This is a genomic window from Bacillus sp. XT-2 (genome assembly GCF_025696525.1).
In the GTDB taxonomy this organism is placed as follows: domain Bacteria; phylum Bacillota; class Bacilli; order Bacillales; family Bacillaceae; genus Bacillus; species Bacillus halotolerans.
This window is the reverse complement of sequence record NZ_JAHVOC010000008.1, coordinates 32,517-48,669: the sequence shown is the minus strand read 5'-3', so window position 1 is coordinate 48,669 and position 16,153 is coordinate 32,517. Positions and strand designations below refer to the sequence as shown.

17 protein-coding genes and 1 riboswitch are annotated in these 16,153 nt (G+C 45.3%); of the genes, 4 read left to right on the top strand and 13 right to left on the bottom strand.

Features of this window, described 5'->3' with window-relative positions:
• Window positions 1-37: 37 nt before the first annotated feature.
• Window positions 38-223: a YvzF family protein gene (locus KXD37_RS18660; protein ID WP_010331829.1), complete on the bottom strand. Its 186-nt coding sequence runs from the start codon at window positions 221-223 to the stop codon at window positions 38-40.
• A gap of 117 nt (window positions 224-340) precedes the next feature.
• Here KXD37_RS18660 and KXD37_RS18655 point away from each other — a divergent pair, with 117 nt between their 5' ends.
• From KXD37_RS18655 to KXD37_RS18645, 3 genes are read left to right on the top strand one after another with little or no spacing between them, the layout of a single operon-like run.
• Window positions 341-1,789: a spore germination protein gene (locus tag KXD37_RS18655; RefSeq protein ID WP_101859972.1), complete on the top strand. Its 1,449-nt coding sequence runs from the start codon at window positions 341-343 to the stop codon at window positions 1,787-1,789.
• Complete coding sequence (locus KXD37_RS18650) at window positions 1,758-2,855, top strand: spore germination protein (RefSeq protein ID WP_101859971.1); 1,098 nt, start codon at window positions 1,758-1,760, stop codon at window positions 2,853-2,855. The genes KXD37_RS18655 and KXD37_RS18650 overlap by 32 nt, the downstream gene beginning before the upstream one ends.
• Window positions 2,852-3,967, top strand: coding sequence for a Ger(x)C family spore germination protein (locus tag KXD37_RS18645; RefSeq protein WP_024122797.1), 1,116 nt, complete (start codon window positions 2,852-2,854; stop codon window positions 3,965-3,967). Before KXD37_RS18650 ends, KXD37_RS18645 begins: the two co-directional genes overlap by 4 nt.
• Before the next feature lie 7 nt (window positions 3,968-3,974).
• Here KXD37_RS18645 and liaR read toward each other — a convergent pair whose 3' ends face one another.
• The 11 genes from liaR to KXD37_RS18590 form a co-directional block, all read right to left on the bottom strand.
• Window positions 3,975-4,610 carry a two-component system response regulator LiaR gene (gene liaR / locus KXD37_RS18640; protein WP_024122798.1) on the bottom strand — a complete coding sequence of 212 codons (636 nt, stop codon included), beginning with the start codon at window positions 4,608-4,610 and terminating at the stop codon, window positions 3,975-3,977.
• Entirely contained in the window at window positions 4,588-5,670 is a 1,083-nt protein-coding gene (gene liaS / locus KXD37_RS18635; protein WP_024122799.1) for a two-component system sensor histidine kinase LiaS, read from the bottom strand. The genes liaR and liaS overlap by 23 nt, the downstream gene beginning before the upstream one ends.
• Window positions 5,667-6,395 carry a cell wall-active antibiotics response protein LiaF gene (gene liaF, locus KXD37_RS18630; RefSeq protein ID WP_024122800.1) on the bottom strand — a complete coding sequence of 243 codons (729 nt, stop codon included), beginning with the start codon at window positions 6,393-6,395 and terminating at the stop codon, window positions 5,667-5,669. Before liaF ends, liaS begins: the two co-directional genes overlap by 4 nt.
• 34 nt (window positions 6,396-6,429) lie before the next feature.
• Complete coding sequence (locus KXD37_RS18625; RefSeq protein ID WP_106021997.1) at window positions 6,430-7,302, bottom strand: DUF4097 domain-containing protein; 873 nt, start codon at window positions 7,300-7,302, stop codon at window positions 6,430-6,432.
• A 99-nt stretch (window positions 7,303-7,401) separates the two neighbouring features.
• Window positions 7,402-8,082: a stress responsive protein LiaH gene (gene liaH, locus KXD37_RS18620; RefSeq protein ID WP_127696487.1), complete on the bottom strand. Its 681-nt coding sequence runs from the start codon at window positions 8,080-8,082 to the stop codon at window positions 7,402-7,404.
• A gap of 26 nt (window positions 8,083-8,108) precedes the next feature.
• Window positions 8,109-8,489: a cell envelope stress-induced membrane anchor protein LiaI gene (gene liaI / locus KXD37_RS18615; RefSeq protein WP_024122803.1), complete on the bottom strand. Its 381-nt coding sequence runs from the start codon at window positions 8,487-8,489 to the stop codon at window positions 8,109-8,111.
• A gap of 161 nt (window positions 8,490-8,650) precedes the next feature.
• Complete coding sequence (locus KXD37_RS18610) at window positions 8,651-9,919, bottom strand: MFS transporter (protein ID WP_106019539.1); 1,269 nt, start codon at window positions 9,917-9,919, stop codon at window positions 8,651-8,653.
• A gap of 176 nt (window positions 9,920-10,095) precedes the next feature.
• Window positions 10,096-10,677, bottom strand: coding sequence for a cob(I)yrinic acid a,c-diamide adenosyltransferase (locus KXD37_RS18605; protein WP_106019540.1), 582 nt, complete (start codon window positions 10,675-10,677; stop codon window positions 10,096-10,098).
• A 22-nt stretch (window positions 10,678-10,699) separates the two neighbouring features.
• A complete protein-coding gene (locus KXD37_RS18600; protein WP_106019541.1) occupies window positions 10,700-12,040 on the bottom strand; it encodes an ATP-binding cassette domain-containing protein in 1,341 nt (446 codons plus the stop codon).
• Complete coding sequence (locus KXD37_RS18595) at window positions 12,037-13,098, bottom strand: FecCD family ABC transporter permease (protein WP_106019542.1); 1,062 nt, start codon at window positions 13,096-13,098, stop codon at window positions 12,037-12,039. The genes KXD37_RS18600 and KXD37_RS18595 overlap by 4 nt, the downstream gene beginning before the upstream one ends.
• Window positions 13,061-14,014, bottom strand: a complete 954-nt coding sequence (locus tag KXD37_RS18590; protein ID WP_024122808.1) for an ABC transporter substrate-binding protein — start codon at window positions 14,012-14,014, stop codon at window positions 13,061-13,063. Before KXD37_RS18590 ends, KXD37_RS18595 begins: the two co-directional genes overlap by 38 nt.
• Before the next feature lie 101 nt (window positions 14,015-14,115).
• Window positions 14,116-14,255: riboswitch (cobalamin riboswitch) on the bottom strand.
• Window positions 14,256-14,409: 154 nt separating this feature from the next.
• Here KXD37_RS18590 and KXD37_RS18585 point away from each other — a divergent pair.
• Window positions 14,410-15,201, top strand: a complete 792-nt coding sequence (locus KXD37_RS18585) for an SDR family NAD(P)-dependent oxidoreductase (RefSeq protein ID WP_024122809.1) — start codon at window positions 14,410-14,412, stop codon at window positions 15,199-15,201.
• Between the two features lie 35 nt (window positions 15,202-15,236).
• Here KXD37_RS18585 and KXD37_RS18580 read toward each other — a convergent pair whose 3' ends face one another.
• A complete protein-coding gene (locus KXD37_RS18580) occupies window positions 15,237-16,115 on the bottom strand; it encodes an SMP-30/gluconolactonase/LRE family protein (protein WP_106019544.1) in 879 nt (292 codons plus the stop codon).
• Window positions 16,116-16,153: the final 38 nt, after the last annotated feature.

Genomic DNA, 16,153 nt, shown 5'->3' with positions numbered 1-16,153 from the left:
AATAGATCAAATTCGCCAGTGATATAAAAAATCCTTTTTATTTTTCGATCTTGGCAGATTTTAATTTTAATTCAAGATATACGCGGGAGTCCTTTGAATATTTGTACTTCGGATTCGTTCGTCCGTACTCCCTCGATGTATAAGAGACATCGTAATGCTTTTCAAATGATTTAATGAGCTGTTCTATTTCTTCTTGTTTTCCTGCAAGTCTTACCTGTGCCACTTCATATCCTCCGCTTTCATAAAAAAACTTCTGCCATAAAATACTGTAACACAGTATATCATTTTTTTAACAGGAAAAGATAACCTCTACTAAGGTTTTGGACAAGAGGTGACCTCGTTGGAACAAACAGAATTTAAGGAATATATACACGATAATTTAGCATTGGTGCTTCCAAAATTAAAAGAAAACGATGATCTGGTGAAAAATAAAAAAATGCTGGCGAACGGACTTGTTTTTTATTATCTCTACTTTAGTGAATTGAATGACCAGCAGAAGGTTTTGGAATCGATCAAAACCTTAATCAAGGATGAGGAGACACTCACGATTGACCAGGTCAAAAAACGCCTCGACCAAATTGACGCAAGGCCAGTAGAAACGTCCGAAAAAACGGTTAAGGAAATTCTCAGCGGCAATTGCGCGGTGTTTGTTAATGGACTCAACAAAGCCTATATCCTGTCCACAGGAAAGAAACAAACAAGAAGCCTGACAGAGCCGACAACTGAAAAAGTGGTTCGCGGACCAAAGGTTGCGTTTGTGGAGGATATCGATACAAATCTTGCTCTGATCAGGCAAAGGACCTCTCATCCGAAACTCATTACCAAAAAAATCATGATTGGCGATAACAAACTGAAGCCGGCGGCGATGATGTACATTGAAGGCAAAGCAAAAAAGTCCGTTGTGAAAGAAGTAAAAGCGCGGCTTAACAATATCAAACTGGAGGATATCCAGGACAGCGGAACGCTTGAAGAACTTATTGAAGATAATAAATACTCGCCGTTTCCGCAAATTCAAAATACGGAAAGGCCCGATAAGGTGTCGTCCGCCCTGTTCAACGGCCGGGTTGCGATTTTGGTGGACAGTTCCCCATTTGTGCTTTTGGTGCCGGTTTCACTCGGTGTACTGATGCAATCTCCGGATGATTACTACGAACGCTGGATCTCGGCATCCCTCATCCGGTCGCTGCGTTTTGCTTCTATATTCATCACCTTGTTTTTGTCATCGATTTATATCGCACTCGTGTCATTCCATCAAGGGCTCTTGCCCACCGCGCTCGCCGTCACAATTTCAGCAAACAGGGAAAACGTGCCGTTTCCTCCGATATTTGAAGCCTTGCTGATGGAAGTGACGATCGAGCTGCTAAGAGAAGCCGGGCTGCGTCTTCCCAACCCACTTGGCCAGACGATCGGCCTCGTCGGGGGTGTCGTCATCGGACAAGCGGCGGTAGAAGCGAATCTCGTCAGCTCGATTATGGTGATTGTCGTCAGTGTCATTGCCCTTGCATCCTTTACCGTTCCCCAATACGGAATGGGGCTGTCTTTCCGGGTGCTGCGTTTTATTTCGATGTTTTCCGCCGCAATACTCGGGCTGTACGGGATTATTTTATTTATGCTGGTCATTTATACGCACCTTACGAGACAAACGAGCTTTGGATCTCCGTATTTTTCGCCAAATGGATTTTTCAGCCTGAAAAATACAGAGGATTCCATTATCCGTCTCCCAATTAAAAACAAACCAAAAGAGGCGAATAATCCAAATGAGCCAAAAACAGACTCCACTCAAACTTAATACCTTTCAAGGTATTTCTGTTGTTGCAAATACAATGCTCGGTGCTGGTCTTTTAACATTGCCCCGAGCGCTGACCACTAAGGGTAATACTCCTGACGGCTGGATCTCGCTGATATTAGAAGGTGTCATTTTTATTTTTTTCATTTATTTAAACACGCTCATTCAGAAAAAACATCAATATCCCTCACTGTTTGAGTATCTGCGGGAAGGGCTTGGGAAATGGATTGGCAGCATCATGGGGCTTTTGATCTCCTGCTATTTTATCGGAGTGGCCAGTTTTGAAACCAGGGCGATGGCTGAAATGGTGAAGTTTTTCCTGCTGGAGAGAACGCCGATTCAGGTCATTATTTTAACGTTTATCTGCTGCGGCATCTATTTAATCATTGGGGGGCTAAGTGATGTTTCGCGGCTGTTTCCCTTTTATTTAACGATTACGATTATTATTTTGCTGATAGTGTTTGGGATCAGTTTTAAAATTTTTGACATCAATAATTTGCGCCCTGTTTTAGGTGAAGGATTGGGACCGATCGCGAACTCCCTAACTGTCGTTTCCATCTCTTTTTTAGGAATGGAAGTGATGCTGTTTCTTCCTGAACATATGAAGAAAAAGAAATACACATTCAGATACGCGGCTATCGGATTTCTGATTCCGATTATTTTATATATCCTGACGTATATAATCGTTGTCGGGGCTTTGACAGCTCCTGAGGTGAAAACGCTGATCTGGCCGACCATTTCTCTCTTTCAGTCTTTTGAGCTGAAAGGCATATTCATTGAACGGTTTGAATCGTTTTTGCTAGTCGTTTGGATTATTCAATTTTTCACAACGTTTGTCATTTACGGGTATTTTGCCGCTAACGGGCTGAAGAAGACGTTTGGATTATCGACTAAAAAAAGCATGGTTCTCATTGGCGCGGCTGTCTATTATTTTTCTTTGTGGCCGGATGACGCCAATCAGGTCATGATGTATAGCGATTATCTCGGATACATTTTCGTCTGCGTGTTTTTACTTCCCTTCATTCTCTTTTTCATTGTAGCTGTCAAAAGGAGGATTACAGCAAAATGAAAATCCGGATTTTATGTATTTTCATATGCACCCTTTTGCTGTCCGGATGCTGGGACAGCAAGAATATCGAAGAATTAAGCTTGGTGATCGGAGTAGGCTTAGACAAGCCGGATGATCATAATTTAGAACTGACCCAGCAGATTCTTGTGCCGAAAAAAATCAGTTCAAAGGAAGGCTCTTCATCTGATCCGACACAGATTGCTGTCACAAAGGGTGAAACGGTTCATCAAATGATGAGAACGTCGGCATTAAAGCACAATCCTACATTTTCCCAGCATTTACGTCTCATTTTATTTTCCAAGGACGTGCTTGCTGATATTGGAATGGACTCGATCATTAATCAATTTGTCAGAGACAACGGGACAAGGCGGAGTTCGTATGTGTTTGTCACCGATGGACGCCCGAAGGACATATTTAAAATGAATGATCAAGGCGAGCCCGCATCCAATGTGATTTATGATCTGACAGAGAATGACAAGGTCACCATCAGAATGATGGAGCCTGTTACATTGGGGGAGATTTCAGAACACTTGACCTCTGACGATTCGTTCCTCATTCCCCATGTCGGTGTGGAAAACGGCAAACTCGCAATAAACGGAGCTGCTATCATAAAAGATAAGTTATGGAGCAGAAATTTAACACCGGGTGAAGTTCAAAATATTAACTTATTTACCGGCGCGGTCAAAGGCGGCGTCATTGATTTGAGACGTAATGGCTATCTTTTTTCTTACGAAGTGTATTCCAGCAATCGAAAGGTCAAGACATCCTACAAGGACGGAAAGTTTACATTCACCGTCACACGCAATATTGAAGGGCGTTTATCCGAGGACTGGAATCCTGATGAAGATTCGTTTAAGGATTCATATATCAAAGATATTGAAAGAACAGTCGAAAAACGATTAGAAGACACAGTCACAGCATTTATTAAGGGCACGCTGCAGAAAGAGATCAAAACAGACGTGACCGGACTGGGAAACGAAGTCAGAATCCATTATCCTCAGAAATGGAAAAAGATCTCAAACAAATGGGATGATTATTTCAGCAATGCGGAAATAGAATATCATGTCAATGTGGTCGTCAGAGACTTCGGAACGAAGGGCGCGTCCAAATAACGGACGCCTATTTTACGAGGTGATTGCGGTGTGCGTAGACGGCTGCCTGTGTCCGGTCGCTGACATCCAGCTTTGATAAAATATTGGTGATGTGGGTTTTGACTGTTTTGATCGTGATAAACAGCTCCTCCCCAATTTCTTTATTTGTTTTTCCTTCTGCAATCAGACAGAGAATCTCAAGCTCCCGTTTCGTGAGGGATTCATGCGGTAGCGCGTTTTCGCCTGAGTGGCGCAGCCGGGATAATACTTTCCCCGCCACTTTTGATTCAAGCTTTGGCTCTCCCTTGCTTGCGGCACGGATCGCATCAGCGATTTCGGCCGCTTTTGACGTTTTTAATAAGTAGCTGAGCGCTCCCGCTTCAATGACCGGGTACACTTTGTCATCATCAATGAAGCTTGTGAGCACAATAATTTTCGGATCGGAAAGCTTCTGGCAAATTTGCTTTGTCGCTTCAATGCCGTCCATGCCTTCCATGACAAGATCCATTAAAATCACATCAGGCTTTAATTCAACAGCAAGCTGTACACCCTCGCTGCCATCAGATGCTTCGCCGATGACATCAATATCGGGCTGTGCTTCCAAAAAAGCGGCGAGCCCCATTCTGACCATTTCATGATCATCAATCAACAATACTCGAATCACGTTCGTTCTCTCCTTTTTCTTCCGGGAAAATCGGGACCTTTACTTCGATTTGTGTGCCTTTTCCTTCAACCGAAATTACCTCGGCAACTCCGCCGATTTCGCTTGCACGTTCTTTCATCGAATTCAAGCCATAGGATGACGCTTTTACCTGGTCCATCTTAAATCCTTTTCCGTTATCAATGACCTTCAGCCGCAGCTGATTGTTCTTTGCACCGAGGATTACGGATACTTTTGAGGCTTTTGAATGCCTGAATACATTCGAAAGGGCCTCCTGTACGATCCTGAATAAATGATCCTCTACTCCTTTGGAAATCGGTGTATCCTGTATGTCCCACTCGATATCAAGCGGCTGTTTTTTCCGGAACTCGTCCAAAAGCTCCGTAAGACCCTCCTTCAGCCCTTTCCCTTCGAGCGTCACTGGCCTTAAATGGAGCAGCAGCGCCCTCATTTCATTTTGGGCTTCTCCCGCCATGTGCTCTACCATCTTGATCCGTTTCACAGTTTTATCATCCGTATCTTTTACGTGTTCTAATACGGCGGAGGTCATCATGGATATCGCAAAGAGCTGCTGGCTGACAGCATCGTGCAGGTCTCTTGCCAATCGCTGGCGTTCTTCTGTAATGACTGATTTCTTCATTTGCACCTGCCATTCAGCCCGTTCATTTGAAAGCTTTTGCAGGGAAGCGACTTGAAGTTCAACCCGCTTCGCCATTTCATTCAGCTGATCGGCTGCAAGCCCGATTTCATCGTCCCCGAGCGGCGGTATACGATAAGCGAAGTTACCGTTTTCAAATGTTAAAATCGATTCGATCAATGTATCGACCCTTGTTTTCAGCCGGTTGCCGTACATGTAGCCTGACGCAAAACCGATCGTAAGGCTGATCAGCACCAAAATCAGGATAAACGGAATCCCGAACCAGCTTGACGACAGCAGCACAAACGGATCGAGCCGATAGTAAACCATCATAAAAGAAATCAAGCAGACAAAAAGGAGCAGACTGATTCCCGTTGTCATGCGAATGGCGCGCCACTGGAGACTGGCAAGCAGTTTTTTTCTCATACGTATTTCACATCCACATCACCGATAAATAGGGAGACGGATACCTTTACCCGGCGTTTGGACTCGCTGAAATCAGAAGACGCGGCGTATACCTTTGTGCCTAATCCGCTTTTCTTCGATCCGATCAGATTAATGTCGCCGATAAAAACAGACGAGCTGACAGCCACTTCAAGGTCTGATGGAACATAAATATCAACGTTTCCGATCACTCCGCTGATGACGATCGTGCTCTCTCCCTCCGGAATCATCGCTTTTGACAAGTCGATTTTCACATCGCCGATAAAACCCGATACATTTAAATCATTCAGATCAAACGGCTGCTTCATCATCAGCAGCTCGCCGATAAAAAAGCTTCGCATGTCAGGGTGTTTCACATCTTTAGGAGGCTCGGACTGTTTTTCTTTTTTCGTTAAGTCGATAGGCTTCTCACTCGGTTCAAAAATTGGCTTTCCTTTCACAAGCCGGTAGCCGGCGTAGATTAAAAATGCGGCAAACGCGTAGCCAAATAAGTTAAAGGTGATACTGAACAGATTTTTTAAAAATAAGAAAGCGGCAAAGATATACATGACGGACCCAAGCCAGTCACGGGAGTACTTTTTTAAAAAATAGCCGGCAATCAGAAAAAAGAGCGGCCAAAACAGCAGATCGCCTATTCCGATAATTTGCAAAAACATACTGATGCCAAATAAAGCAATCATAAGTCCGAGAAGCTGTTTTTTTGTCATTCTGGTTGTTCCGCCTCCTTTCTTCTGCCAGATGCTACTGTATCGCTACATCCCCGCTGTCTGTTTTAATATCGACTAGATGCTGGCCGCTTCCATGTGAGCCTGTGATTTGATGATGATCTTTATGTGCTGTATCAGCAAATGGATACGCCGAGCTGACGCTTCCGCTCTCTGAAGCCGCATTAACTTTGAAACTGCCGTTTTCGGGAAGCTCCAGATACACATCACCGCTCGTTAATGTGACAGCTGAAGAGCCTGCTACCTTTTCTAAATCCGCACGAAAGTTTCCTGATGTCATCCGTACATCAAGTGAGCCTGAAACACCGTCCAAGTTTGCGTCGCCTGAAGTTAAGCGGATGCCGGCTGTTTTAGCGTCTGTATTTGATATCGACACATCCCCGGAAGAACCCTTCATCTTCAGCTCCTGGAGGCGGATACCCGTTACGTCCATATTTCCGCTTGCAGATGCTGCGTTCAGCTCGGAAAGCGTGAGGTGTTTGTTACCGGCTACAGACACGTCGCCGCTTGATGTTCTCACAACCAAACCGCCTTTGTACGTATATGGAATGCGGACGACAAGGGAAGAGCGATGAAATCCATTCAAAAATTGAAATTCTTTTTCCTTTGCCGTCAGCTCCAGCTTTCTTCTCTTTTCAGCCACAAACAATTTCCCAGAGTCACCTGAGATGTTTGCTGATATGTCATTACGCTCTTCCGCTATGATCTTCACATTCTTGTGATCCGATTCAATGATTACGCTTTCGATCTCATGCGGTGAAGCACTGGCTGAATCAGCTTCAGTGCCGTTTATGAATGAAAGACCTTCAGCAAGCACGTCTTTGATAACAACTGCGGAAAAAACAAGAATACCGGCAATGATCAGCAGTTTGCCAAGCATTTTTTTCATTTGTTTTCATCCTTCTCATTCATTCTATTATAAAGGAAAAGCCTGTGAATTGATACGTGCGGAAGGGAAGGACTTGACGAAAACCCTTCCCTGTCCCGCTTATTCATTTGCTGCATGTGATGTTTGATCTGATTTTTTCAATGAGAGTTCCCGCATCTTTTCGATTTCAGCTTCTACTTCACCTGCAAATTCACTTCGGCTCGATTCTGTGCCGGCCTGCGCTGATTTCGAATAATCAGCACGGATTTCCATTTCCTCAATTCGGTTTTCAATCCGCAGAAATTCACGATACGCGCTTTCACTGTCAATTTTGTCGAATGTCGCGTTCATATGCTCTTTTGCTTTTGCGGCGTTTGCCCGGGCAATCAGCGCCTGTTTTTTATCCTTTACGTCCTGAAGCCTTGTTTCAAGTGTGGCCAGCTGTTCTTTCAGCTCAGCCAGCTGGTTGCTTGCCTGTTCGTAGGAAGCTTTGTGCTCTGCTGCCTTTCCCTCTAAATACTTCATTTCTGTCAGCGCTTTTTTCGCAAGCTCTTCTTCACCGGCATCAAAAGCGAGCTGAGCTTGATTCTTACGCTTTCCAGCCACTTCATTTGCTTCTTCATATTTTTTCTTAAATTGAAAGGCAATCGTATGCTGTTTGACGATCGTTTGTTTTGCTTTTGCAATATCGCTTTCCATATCACGAACGTATTGATTCAGCATCACCTTAGGGTTCTCCAGTTTATCCAAGCCTTCATGAACTGACGCAACAAACATATCTCTCATTCTTTTTAATACCATACCGTTATTCCTCCTCATATCATGTGTTATTTTTTCTTTAAGAAATTTTCCCATTCGTCATCAAAATGAGACTGGTAGCCGGCAGAAGCTGGCTCAGGGTCAAAGCCTGACACATCGCTTTCCGCGGATCCGTTTTTCATCAGTTTCCAGCCGTAATACACCATAGCGGCTGCGAGTGCAATTCCGACGAGAAACGGCAGTGAGCAAATGAGCATCATCGCCCCGATTCCGCCCAGGATGATACCTGTGATGGTTTTGCCCGCTGCGAATCTTTTGATTCCCGCGTATGTCAGCAAGCCTCCGATCGCAAGCGGAATCATAAATCCGAAGCTGCCTCCCCCAAAAAAGACGGAGATTCCAAATACAATTAATAAGAATCCGCCTATCGTTTTCTTGTTGATCTTCATGCAGATCCTCCTTTCGTTTTCCTTGTCTTCATCTTATACAAAACAGAAGATGAGCAAAACGAATCAGAGATTGATTTTTGGATAAGACCAGAGTCGTAGACAGCACCGGACCCAGCGGCATAAAAAAAGCCATGCACGAGGCATGGCTTCTTCAAAAACCTTTACAGATGAACACTTGCTTCCCTTTCTTTTACCAAATCGGATTGTTCTGCTTTGGCCAGCTTTGTAAACAGAAGGATTCCGATACCCGCGATAATTTCCACAACTCCCCCGGCAGCGATCACATTTCCTGAACCAAAAGCATTTGCGGCATATCCGCAAATGACAGCGCCGGCCGGAATCGAAATATTTGAGATCATATGTATGACGGCATAAACTTGCGGCTGGTCCTCGCTATCGACAGATGTCTGTATAATCGTATACTCGGGAACATTGATCGCACTGACTGCAGCGCCAAAAGTAAAGGCGGCGAAAAAGACGAGCGGCAAAAAGGTATTCATTCCGGTAATAAAGAATGCGAACCCTTCAATAATGCCTGCCGTTACGAAAAGCAGTCCGTACTTGTTTACTTTTACTTTTGTCAGTACAAATCCCAATAAAAACGCGCCTATTGCGGTGGTGGCTTTTAATAGCGAATATACAATCGGCTGTCCGTTTAAATCCTCCGCAACATACACAGCGGAGAGCGCTTCCCAAGGGGCTGCCGCGAAATTCATAAAAATACAATAGATAGCGAGCGGATATAAGATTTGGTGTTTTCTGACAAGGACAAAACCGCGTTTCAGTCTGCCAAAATATGTACCTCTCTGTGCAACGGCCGCTGATTCCGATTTTGTTTCAATAGCAGTGTATTTGATAAAGAGAACAAGAAAACCAGAAATAAGATAAAGTACGAGAGCCATAAGCATTGTATATGAAGGACTGATAAACGTAAGGAGAGCGCCGCATAGTGTCACAGCTCCAAGCCGGACAATTTGGGCGGACGACTGCAGCACAGCATTTGCTTTTTGAATGCCCTTTTCATCTACAATTTGAGGGATTAAAGCAATGGAAGCAGGATTGTAGGCAGCGCCAGTAGCTGAATGCACAATCATAAGAGTCATAACAAACCACAGCGGAGAGAATCCGCCGAAATGGCAGATCGGAATGATTAAAACAACCGCGGCTCTTGTCAGGTCTGAAAAGTACATCCAGAATTTCAATGTATTCTGCTTCATGAAAGGACCCGTCACAGGTGCTAAAACGGCTTCCGGCAAAAAGGTGACAGCAATCAATAAAGCAGTTCCGATCGCACCTTCACCGTCAAAAATTAAAAACCATAATATCGAATTAAATGCGAACATATCGCCGGAAATCTTGACTATTCTTGAGAAAAAAAGAAAGTTAAAATTTCTCTTCCAGACGCTATCACTTTCAATGAGTCTCACCATCTATCAGAGCCCCCCACTGCCTATTTTTTACATCAATTTGTTACAATATCTCATTTTTCCATTTTTCAGTCAATAATTCATAAGGTTCATTTTTTGTCGTAAAAAGGGAAATTGACAAAATGAAAAAAATAAAAAGCCGGCATGTACTGAAAATGCCAGCTTTCATTAATGTGTTTTTATGATCCGCTGCTGTTTCGATCGCGAAACACAATAGCGCTTCTTTCATACTCCACATCGTCAATACCGCTTCTCACGTTGACAGCCCGTGCTGCGGCAAAGAAATAGTCGGACAATCGATTGAGATAACGGAGCACCATTTCATGGCTCTCTTCCGTTTTCATCAGCGCCACCACTTGGCGTTCTGCCCGCCTTGTAATGGTGCGCGCCACATGGAGAAGCGAAGCGGCCTTTGATCCGCCCGGAAGAATAAATCTCTTTAGTTCAGGTGCCTCTTCTGTATAGGCGTCGATGCGCATTTCTAAAAAGGAGACGGATTCTTCCTTCAACTTATAGTCTCTTTTTTCTGTGATGATTGCCAGATCGCCCCCACAGTCAAAGAGCTCGTGCTGGATGTTGAGCAGCTCGGCCGTTAGATCCTCAAAGCCACGCTTTCCGGAGAGCTCAGCCAAGGCCAGCCCGACAAAACTGTTCAGCTCATCAATCGTGCCGTAGCTTTCTACTCGGAGGCTGTCCTTGTCTGTTCTGCCTCCGATTAAACTCGTTTGCCCGTTATCGCCTGTTTTTGTATATAGTTTCATCATATCTGTCTCCTTTACAGACTTATTCAAGCAGGTCCGCAGCCTCTCGCACACATTCAGCTGTCCCAAACCGAATCAATTGATTCAGCCGTTTTTCTATGGTTTCTGAAGATGTCTCTTCAGTTTGTGTCGCTGCAACGAGGATTTCTCCATGTTCATCCTGTTCACCGCCCAGCACTTTCATCCGCTCGGCTTCCGCCCCCATGACAGCCCTGACCAAGAATTGGTCTGTCGCAAAGCCGTTGATCAAAATCCATATCGAAAAGCCGGACATGACACAAATACAAACGGACAGCTCTTCGTCTTCAAACGAACGGCACACAAGCCGGTCAAGTCTGCCGGAGGAGGCCATCGCACAGGTTTCCTGCGGATAAAAGCCGTTTTCAGATAAATAGGCTGTAAGCTCCTCTTTTTGATCTGACTGGACAGGCAGCCGTTTATGGAGAAACGTCCGGTTCCAAGAAAAGCCTGAACCGACAGGAGCAGAAGCCAGCGTGCGGAGCGGGATTTCCGTTTGCAAGAGGATCTCGTCGCGCCGCACTTGCAGCAAAGTTTCAAACGGAATCGCCTGCTGCTTTAGGTCGCTGTTTTCAGGCTGAATTGCAATAAGCGGTTTAGGCAATTGATGATGGATGAAAGTGCTGACTTTCGTGTTATACAACGCCTGAATGTGCTCTTCTGTGATGGCGGTTTCCGGTTTTTGCTTAGGTCCGGCTGTTCCGTTTTTTATAAAGACGATTTCATCACAGTACAGGCTAGCGGTGTTCAGATCGTGAAAAACACTGACAGCAGTCAGCCCATTTTCTCTCGTCAGGCGCTTGATAAGATCGAGCAGTTCTTTTTGATAGGCCAAATCCAGAAAATTAGTCGGTTCGTCTAAAAATAAAATGCGCGGCTGCTGCGCCAGTGCTTGAGCCAAATAAACCCGCTGCTGTTCGCCCCCGCTTAGATCACGAATCGATTTCTCAGCGAAAGCGAGTACCCCTGTTTGTTCCATCGCATTCCGAATAATGGCTTCATCCTCTTCAGTCTGCTGGCTGAACAGCCCTTTTTGAAATGGATATCTGCCGAAGGATACGGTTTCTTTGACAGTGAAGCTAAAGGCTTGCTCTGTTTTTTGCGGCAGAACTGCCATCATTTGCGCCAGTTTCTTCGGTTTATATTCAGTGAGTGGTTTGCCAGCCAGACAAACGGAGCCTTCTATTGCCGGAAGTGTTCCTGTCAGCAAGTGAAGCAGTGTTGTTTTTCCGCTCCCGTTCGGTCCGAGAATGCCAAGAAATTCTCCCTTCTTCACTGTTAAACTGATATTTTTAATCAGCCGGCTGTCTCCGTAACCTCCCGACAGCCCCTCTGCCTTGATCATAAGCTTCTCCCCCCGCGATGCTGCCGAATTAAAATCAGAGCGAAAACAGGAGCTCCCGCTAAGGCTGTAATAATGCCGATCGGCAGTTCAACCGGTTCAATCATTGTTCTCGAAAGCAGATCGGCCAAAACGAGAAATCCCGCGCCAAGCAAGGCAGAAAGCGGCAATAAATGCCGGTGATCCGTTCCCCACAGCAATCTTGTGATATGCGGAATCACAAGCCCGACAAAGCCAATGGTGCCGGATACAGCCACAGCGCTGCCTGTCAGCAGTGACCCCGCAATTAAAATCAGCATTTTTCTGTGCTGGACGCTGACCCCGAGAAGCCTTGCTTTCTCCTCTCCATAGGTCATCACGTTGAGTTCTCTTCCGTTTATGATCAGGATCACGGTTCCTAAAAGAAAAAACGGGAGAAACAGGGCAACGTAGCTCCAGCCTCTCATCGAGACGCTGCCAAGCAGCCAATGCACAATCGGCAGCAAATTATCACCTGTCAGAGCAATGATGAGAGAAATAAATGCGCCCAAAAATGAATTGATGATGACACCGGTCAGAATAAGCGTAGAGACAGACATCGAAGCGTGAACGAGGCGGCTGAACGAAAGAACAGCCACAATCGTGACAAGCGCTGCTGCTACACTTACAACCGGCAGTGTAAAGCCTCCGATGACGGGGAATTGCAGTCCAAAAAATAAGGTTGAAACCGCCCCGACGGAAGCACCGGACGAAACACCGAGCGTATACGGATCAGCGAGCGGATTTTTCAAAAGCCCCTGAAAAGCAGCCCCTGCGATAGAAAGAGCCGCCCCCACAAGGGCGGCCAGCACGACTCTCGGCAGTCTGATATTCATCATAATATTTGTATACATTGGATCATAGGTGCCGGCAGAGCCGCCAAAACCTTCATGCCAAAAGATATGAAAGATGGCGGATATCGGAATTTGCAGACTGCCGCAGGAAATGCCCAATATGATACTGGCAGCTAAAAATAAGAAACTGATGCTATAAGCAGCAAAACGATTATTCTTTAAACGTATCCGGGTAGATGCTTTCCGCAAGTTCTTCGACCCCTTCGATCAGACGCGGACCTGAACGTGTGACGAGATCAGGATCAACATCATAAACGCGATGATGTTTCACAGCATTGATTCCGCTCCAGCCATCGCGTTTTTCCACCGCATCCGCTTTTACACCGTCCGTTGTGACAATGGCGTCTGGATTCAGCTTTACGATGGCCTCGTCTGTCATTTGCACCCAGCCTTTTTGATCCGCTGCAGCGTTTTTAGCATGGATGACATTCAGCATTTCATTCATAAACGTGTCTTTTCCGGTTGTGTAAATGTCAGGATCAGGCGAAACCTCAATAAAGACGCTTTTTTCCTCGTCTTTTGAAATGGATTTCGCTTTTTCTTTAATCTCCTGCAGGTCTGATTTCATGCTGTTGACCAGTTGGCCCGCTTTTTTCTCAGCTCCGGCAGCTTCACCGATCATTTCGATTGATTTGTATACCTCTGCGAATGATTGTGCATCATTGACAGTCAGCACAGCAATGCCAGCGTCCTTCAGCTGCTTGATAGCATCTGCTGAAGCTGACATGGAAGATTCATGAGCGAGAACGAGATCAGGTTTAAGAGAAATGACTTTCTCGACGTTTACATTCATATCCCCAACCTTCTCAACCTGTTTGACTTCCTTTGGATATGTATCGTTTGTGGTGACGCCGACCACTTTGTCACCGAGTCCGAGAGCATATGTAATTTCCGTGTTGCTCGGCATTAACGAAACAATTTTTTTCGGCTCCTTTTTGATGGTAACATCCTGGTTTGACGCATCATCAATTGTGACAGGGAACGCTTCAGACGCAGCTGTCTTTTGCTTCGCATTGGAATCCTTCTCACCTGCCGCATTGCCGCAGCCTGAAATCATAATGGCGGTCAGCAGTAGCGCCGTCCATATTCCGGCTAATTTTTTCATACCCTTTCCTCCTAAATGAACTAAAAAAGCATCTCTACGATGGTAAAGACGCTGTAAACAACAAAAAAGCCTATTGTTTACACATCATCTGTCCTCGCAGACTTCGTGTTTATCAAACAGGCAGGTATCCTGGCTTTTGGCGCAAAGGCCAATTACAGTGGCGGGACCGCACCGGCTTTTACCGGTTTCCCTATTAAGCCGGCTATTTTCACGTACCGGCACCTGTTTGACATTCGTATCCTTTTTCGGAGTTATTATACTATATGGCTGACAGGCTTGTATATGCAGTATGAATGACTTTTCCGCCGCTGCATGTATGGAAGCAAAATTCTCGTAAACACTAAATTTCATCTTGTATACTAAGTAGCATGATCAATAAAAAAGGAATGATTCTTATGGACTTACAGCTAAAAGACAAGCTTGTCTTAATCACAGGCTCAACTTCCGGCATCGGGAAAGCCGCAGCGAAAAGCTTTTTGCAAGAAGGTGCAGCCGTTATAGTCAATGGCCGAAAACAAGAGACAGTCGATCGCACGGTTGAAGAGCTTTCTTCATATGGAACGGTGCATGGAGCAGCCGCCGACTTATCAAAACCGGATGAAGCAGCAGCTTTTCTTGAAAAAGTGAAGCAGATCGGTGATATAGATGTTCTTGTCAACAATCTCGGTTTCTTTGAAGTGAAGGATTTCGCCGAGGTAACGGATGAAGAATGGAATCAATATTTTGAAGTAAACGTGATGAGCGCTGTTCGGACAAGCCGTCACTTCCTTCCAAAGATGCTTGCCAAAAACAGCGGCCGCATCTTGAATATCGCAAGTGAAGCAGGCGTCAAACCGCTTCCGACTATGATTCCTTATTCAATGACCAAAACAGCGCTGATCAGCCTGTCCAGAGGAATGGCTGAAATGACGAAGGGCACAAAGGTTACGGTTAATTCAGTGCTCCCGGGACCTACTTGGACAGAAGGCGTTGCTTCCTATATGGAGGGCGCCGCAAAGGCAGCCGGCCAGGATACAGATACATTTGTGAAAGACTATTTCAAAGTGAATGAGCCGACTTCACTCATTCAAAGATACGCAACAGCCGAAGAAGTCGCGAGCACAATTGTATTCCTCGCATCTGATGCCGCATCTGCCATTAACGGCACGGCACAGCGTGTGGAAGGCGGCATTATCCGTTCACTTTAAATACAAAAACGCATCCGTTTTCGGATGCGTTTTTTTTATAACTCCCCAGCGAATGGAACCGGCTGGTATCCGCCCGTTTCAAGTTTGGCTGAAAACAATCCGCCCGCATGAGGCTGTTCATATCTTTCTGTTTCAGTCATTTGTTCAGTAGCTGTTGTGATGTAAAGGGTTTTCATGTCCTGGCCGCCGAACGCACAGCACGTGACATATTTGGCCGGAACACTTATTGAACCAATTTCTTTTTTCTGAAAAGGATCAATGTGAACCACACGGCTCCCGCCAAACAGCGCCACCCACAGCATGCCGTTTTGATCAATTGTCATGCCATCCGGCAGTCCATCCGATTTTTCAAAACGGTAGACGGTTTCTGGGTTTGAGACGTTTCCGCTTTCGGGATCGTATTGATAGCACACAATCTCCTGCGTCGGCGTGTCAATGTAGTACATCAGGCTGCGTTCGCGATCCCAATCCAAACCGTTCGAGGTTGAAACTTGATCTTTCATTTTGACAAGGCTGCCATCTGTGTCCAAACGGTAAAGCGAGGCTTGTTTTTGTTCGCCTTCCATGCTCGTCGTTCCTGCCCAAAGCCTTCCGTACGGATCACATTTGGCGTCGTTAAACCGAAGGCTCTCATGCATATCCTTCGGCTGTTTGATTTTTTCAAGACTATCATCAAGAAGATGATACAGGTAAAAACCGTCTTTCATCGTCATGATCAGCTCATCCTTTGAATATTTCGCAAGCGCCGTCACAAAGGATGTAAATTTGACCGAACGATTGATTTTTTCTTTAGGATCGAAAATATGGAGCTCGCTTCCTAAAATATCAACCCAGTATAGACGGCCGTTTTCTTCATCCCATAATGGACCTTCACCGATTACTGCCCTAGTGTCTGCTTCTAATATTGCATCCATGTGTAACACCTCTTTAGCTTCAGTCTATATATTGTTAT

Bases quoted from the DNA above. Each gene is read 5' to 3' on its own strand.
- KXD37_RS18585 (WP_024122809.1), top strand. From the start codon at position 14,410: ATGGACTTACAGCTAAAAGACAAGCTTGTCTTAATCACAGGCTCAACT.
- KXD37_RS18610 (WP_106019539.1), bottom strand. From the start codon at position 9,919: ATGGTGAGACTCATTGAAAGTGATAGCGTCTGGAAGAGAAATTTTAAC.
- liaF (WP_024122800.1), bottom strand. From the start codon at position 6,395: ATGACAAAAAAACAGCTTCTCGGACTTATGATTGCTTTATTTGGCATC.
- KXD37_RS18605 (WP_106019540.1), bottom strand. From the start codon at position 10,677: ATGAAACTATATACAAAAACAGGCGATAACGGGCAAACGAGTTTAATC.
- KXD37_RS18650 (WP_101859971.1), top strand. From the start codon at position 1,758: ATGAGCCAAAAACAGACTCCACTCAAACTTAATACCTTTCAAGGTATT.
- liaI (WP_024122803.1), bottom strand. From the start codon at position 8,489: ATGAAGATCAACAAGAAAACGATAGGCGGATTCTTATTAATTGTATTT.
- KXD37_RS18645 (WP_024122797.1), top strand. From the start codon at position 2,852: ATGAAAATCCGGATTTTATGTATTTTCATATGCACCCTTTTGCTGTCC.
- KXD37_RS18590 (WP_024122808.1), bottom strand. From the start codon at position 14,014: ATGAAAAAATTAGCCGGAATATGGACGGCGCTACTGCTGACCGCCATT.
- KXD37_RS18580 (WP_106019544.1), bottom strand. From the start codon at position 16,115: ATGGATGCAATATTAGAAGCAGACACTAGGGCAGTAATCGGTGAAGGT.
- KXD37_RS18600 (WP_106019541.1), bottom strand. From the start codon at position 12,040: ATGATCAAGGCAGAGGGGCTGTCGGGAGGTTACGGAGACAGCCGGCTG.
- liaS (WP_024122799.1), bottom strand. From the start codon at position 5,670: ATGAGAAAAAAACTGCTTGCCAGTCTCCAGTGGCGCGCCATTCGCATG.
- KXD37_RS18625 (WP_106021997.1), bottom strand. From the start codon at position 7,302: ATGAAAAAAATGCTTGGCAAACTGCTGATCATTGCCGGTATTCTTGTT.
- liaH (WP_127696487.1), bottom strand. From the start codon at position 8,082: ATGGTATTAAAAAGAATGAGAGATATGTTTGTTGCGTCAGTTCATGAA.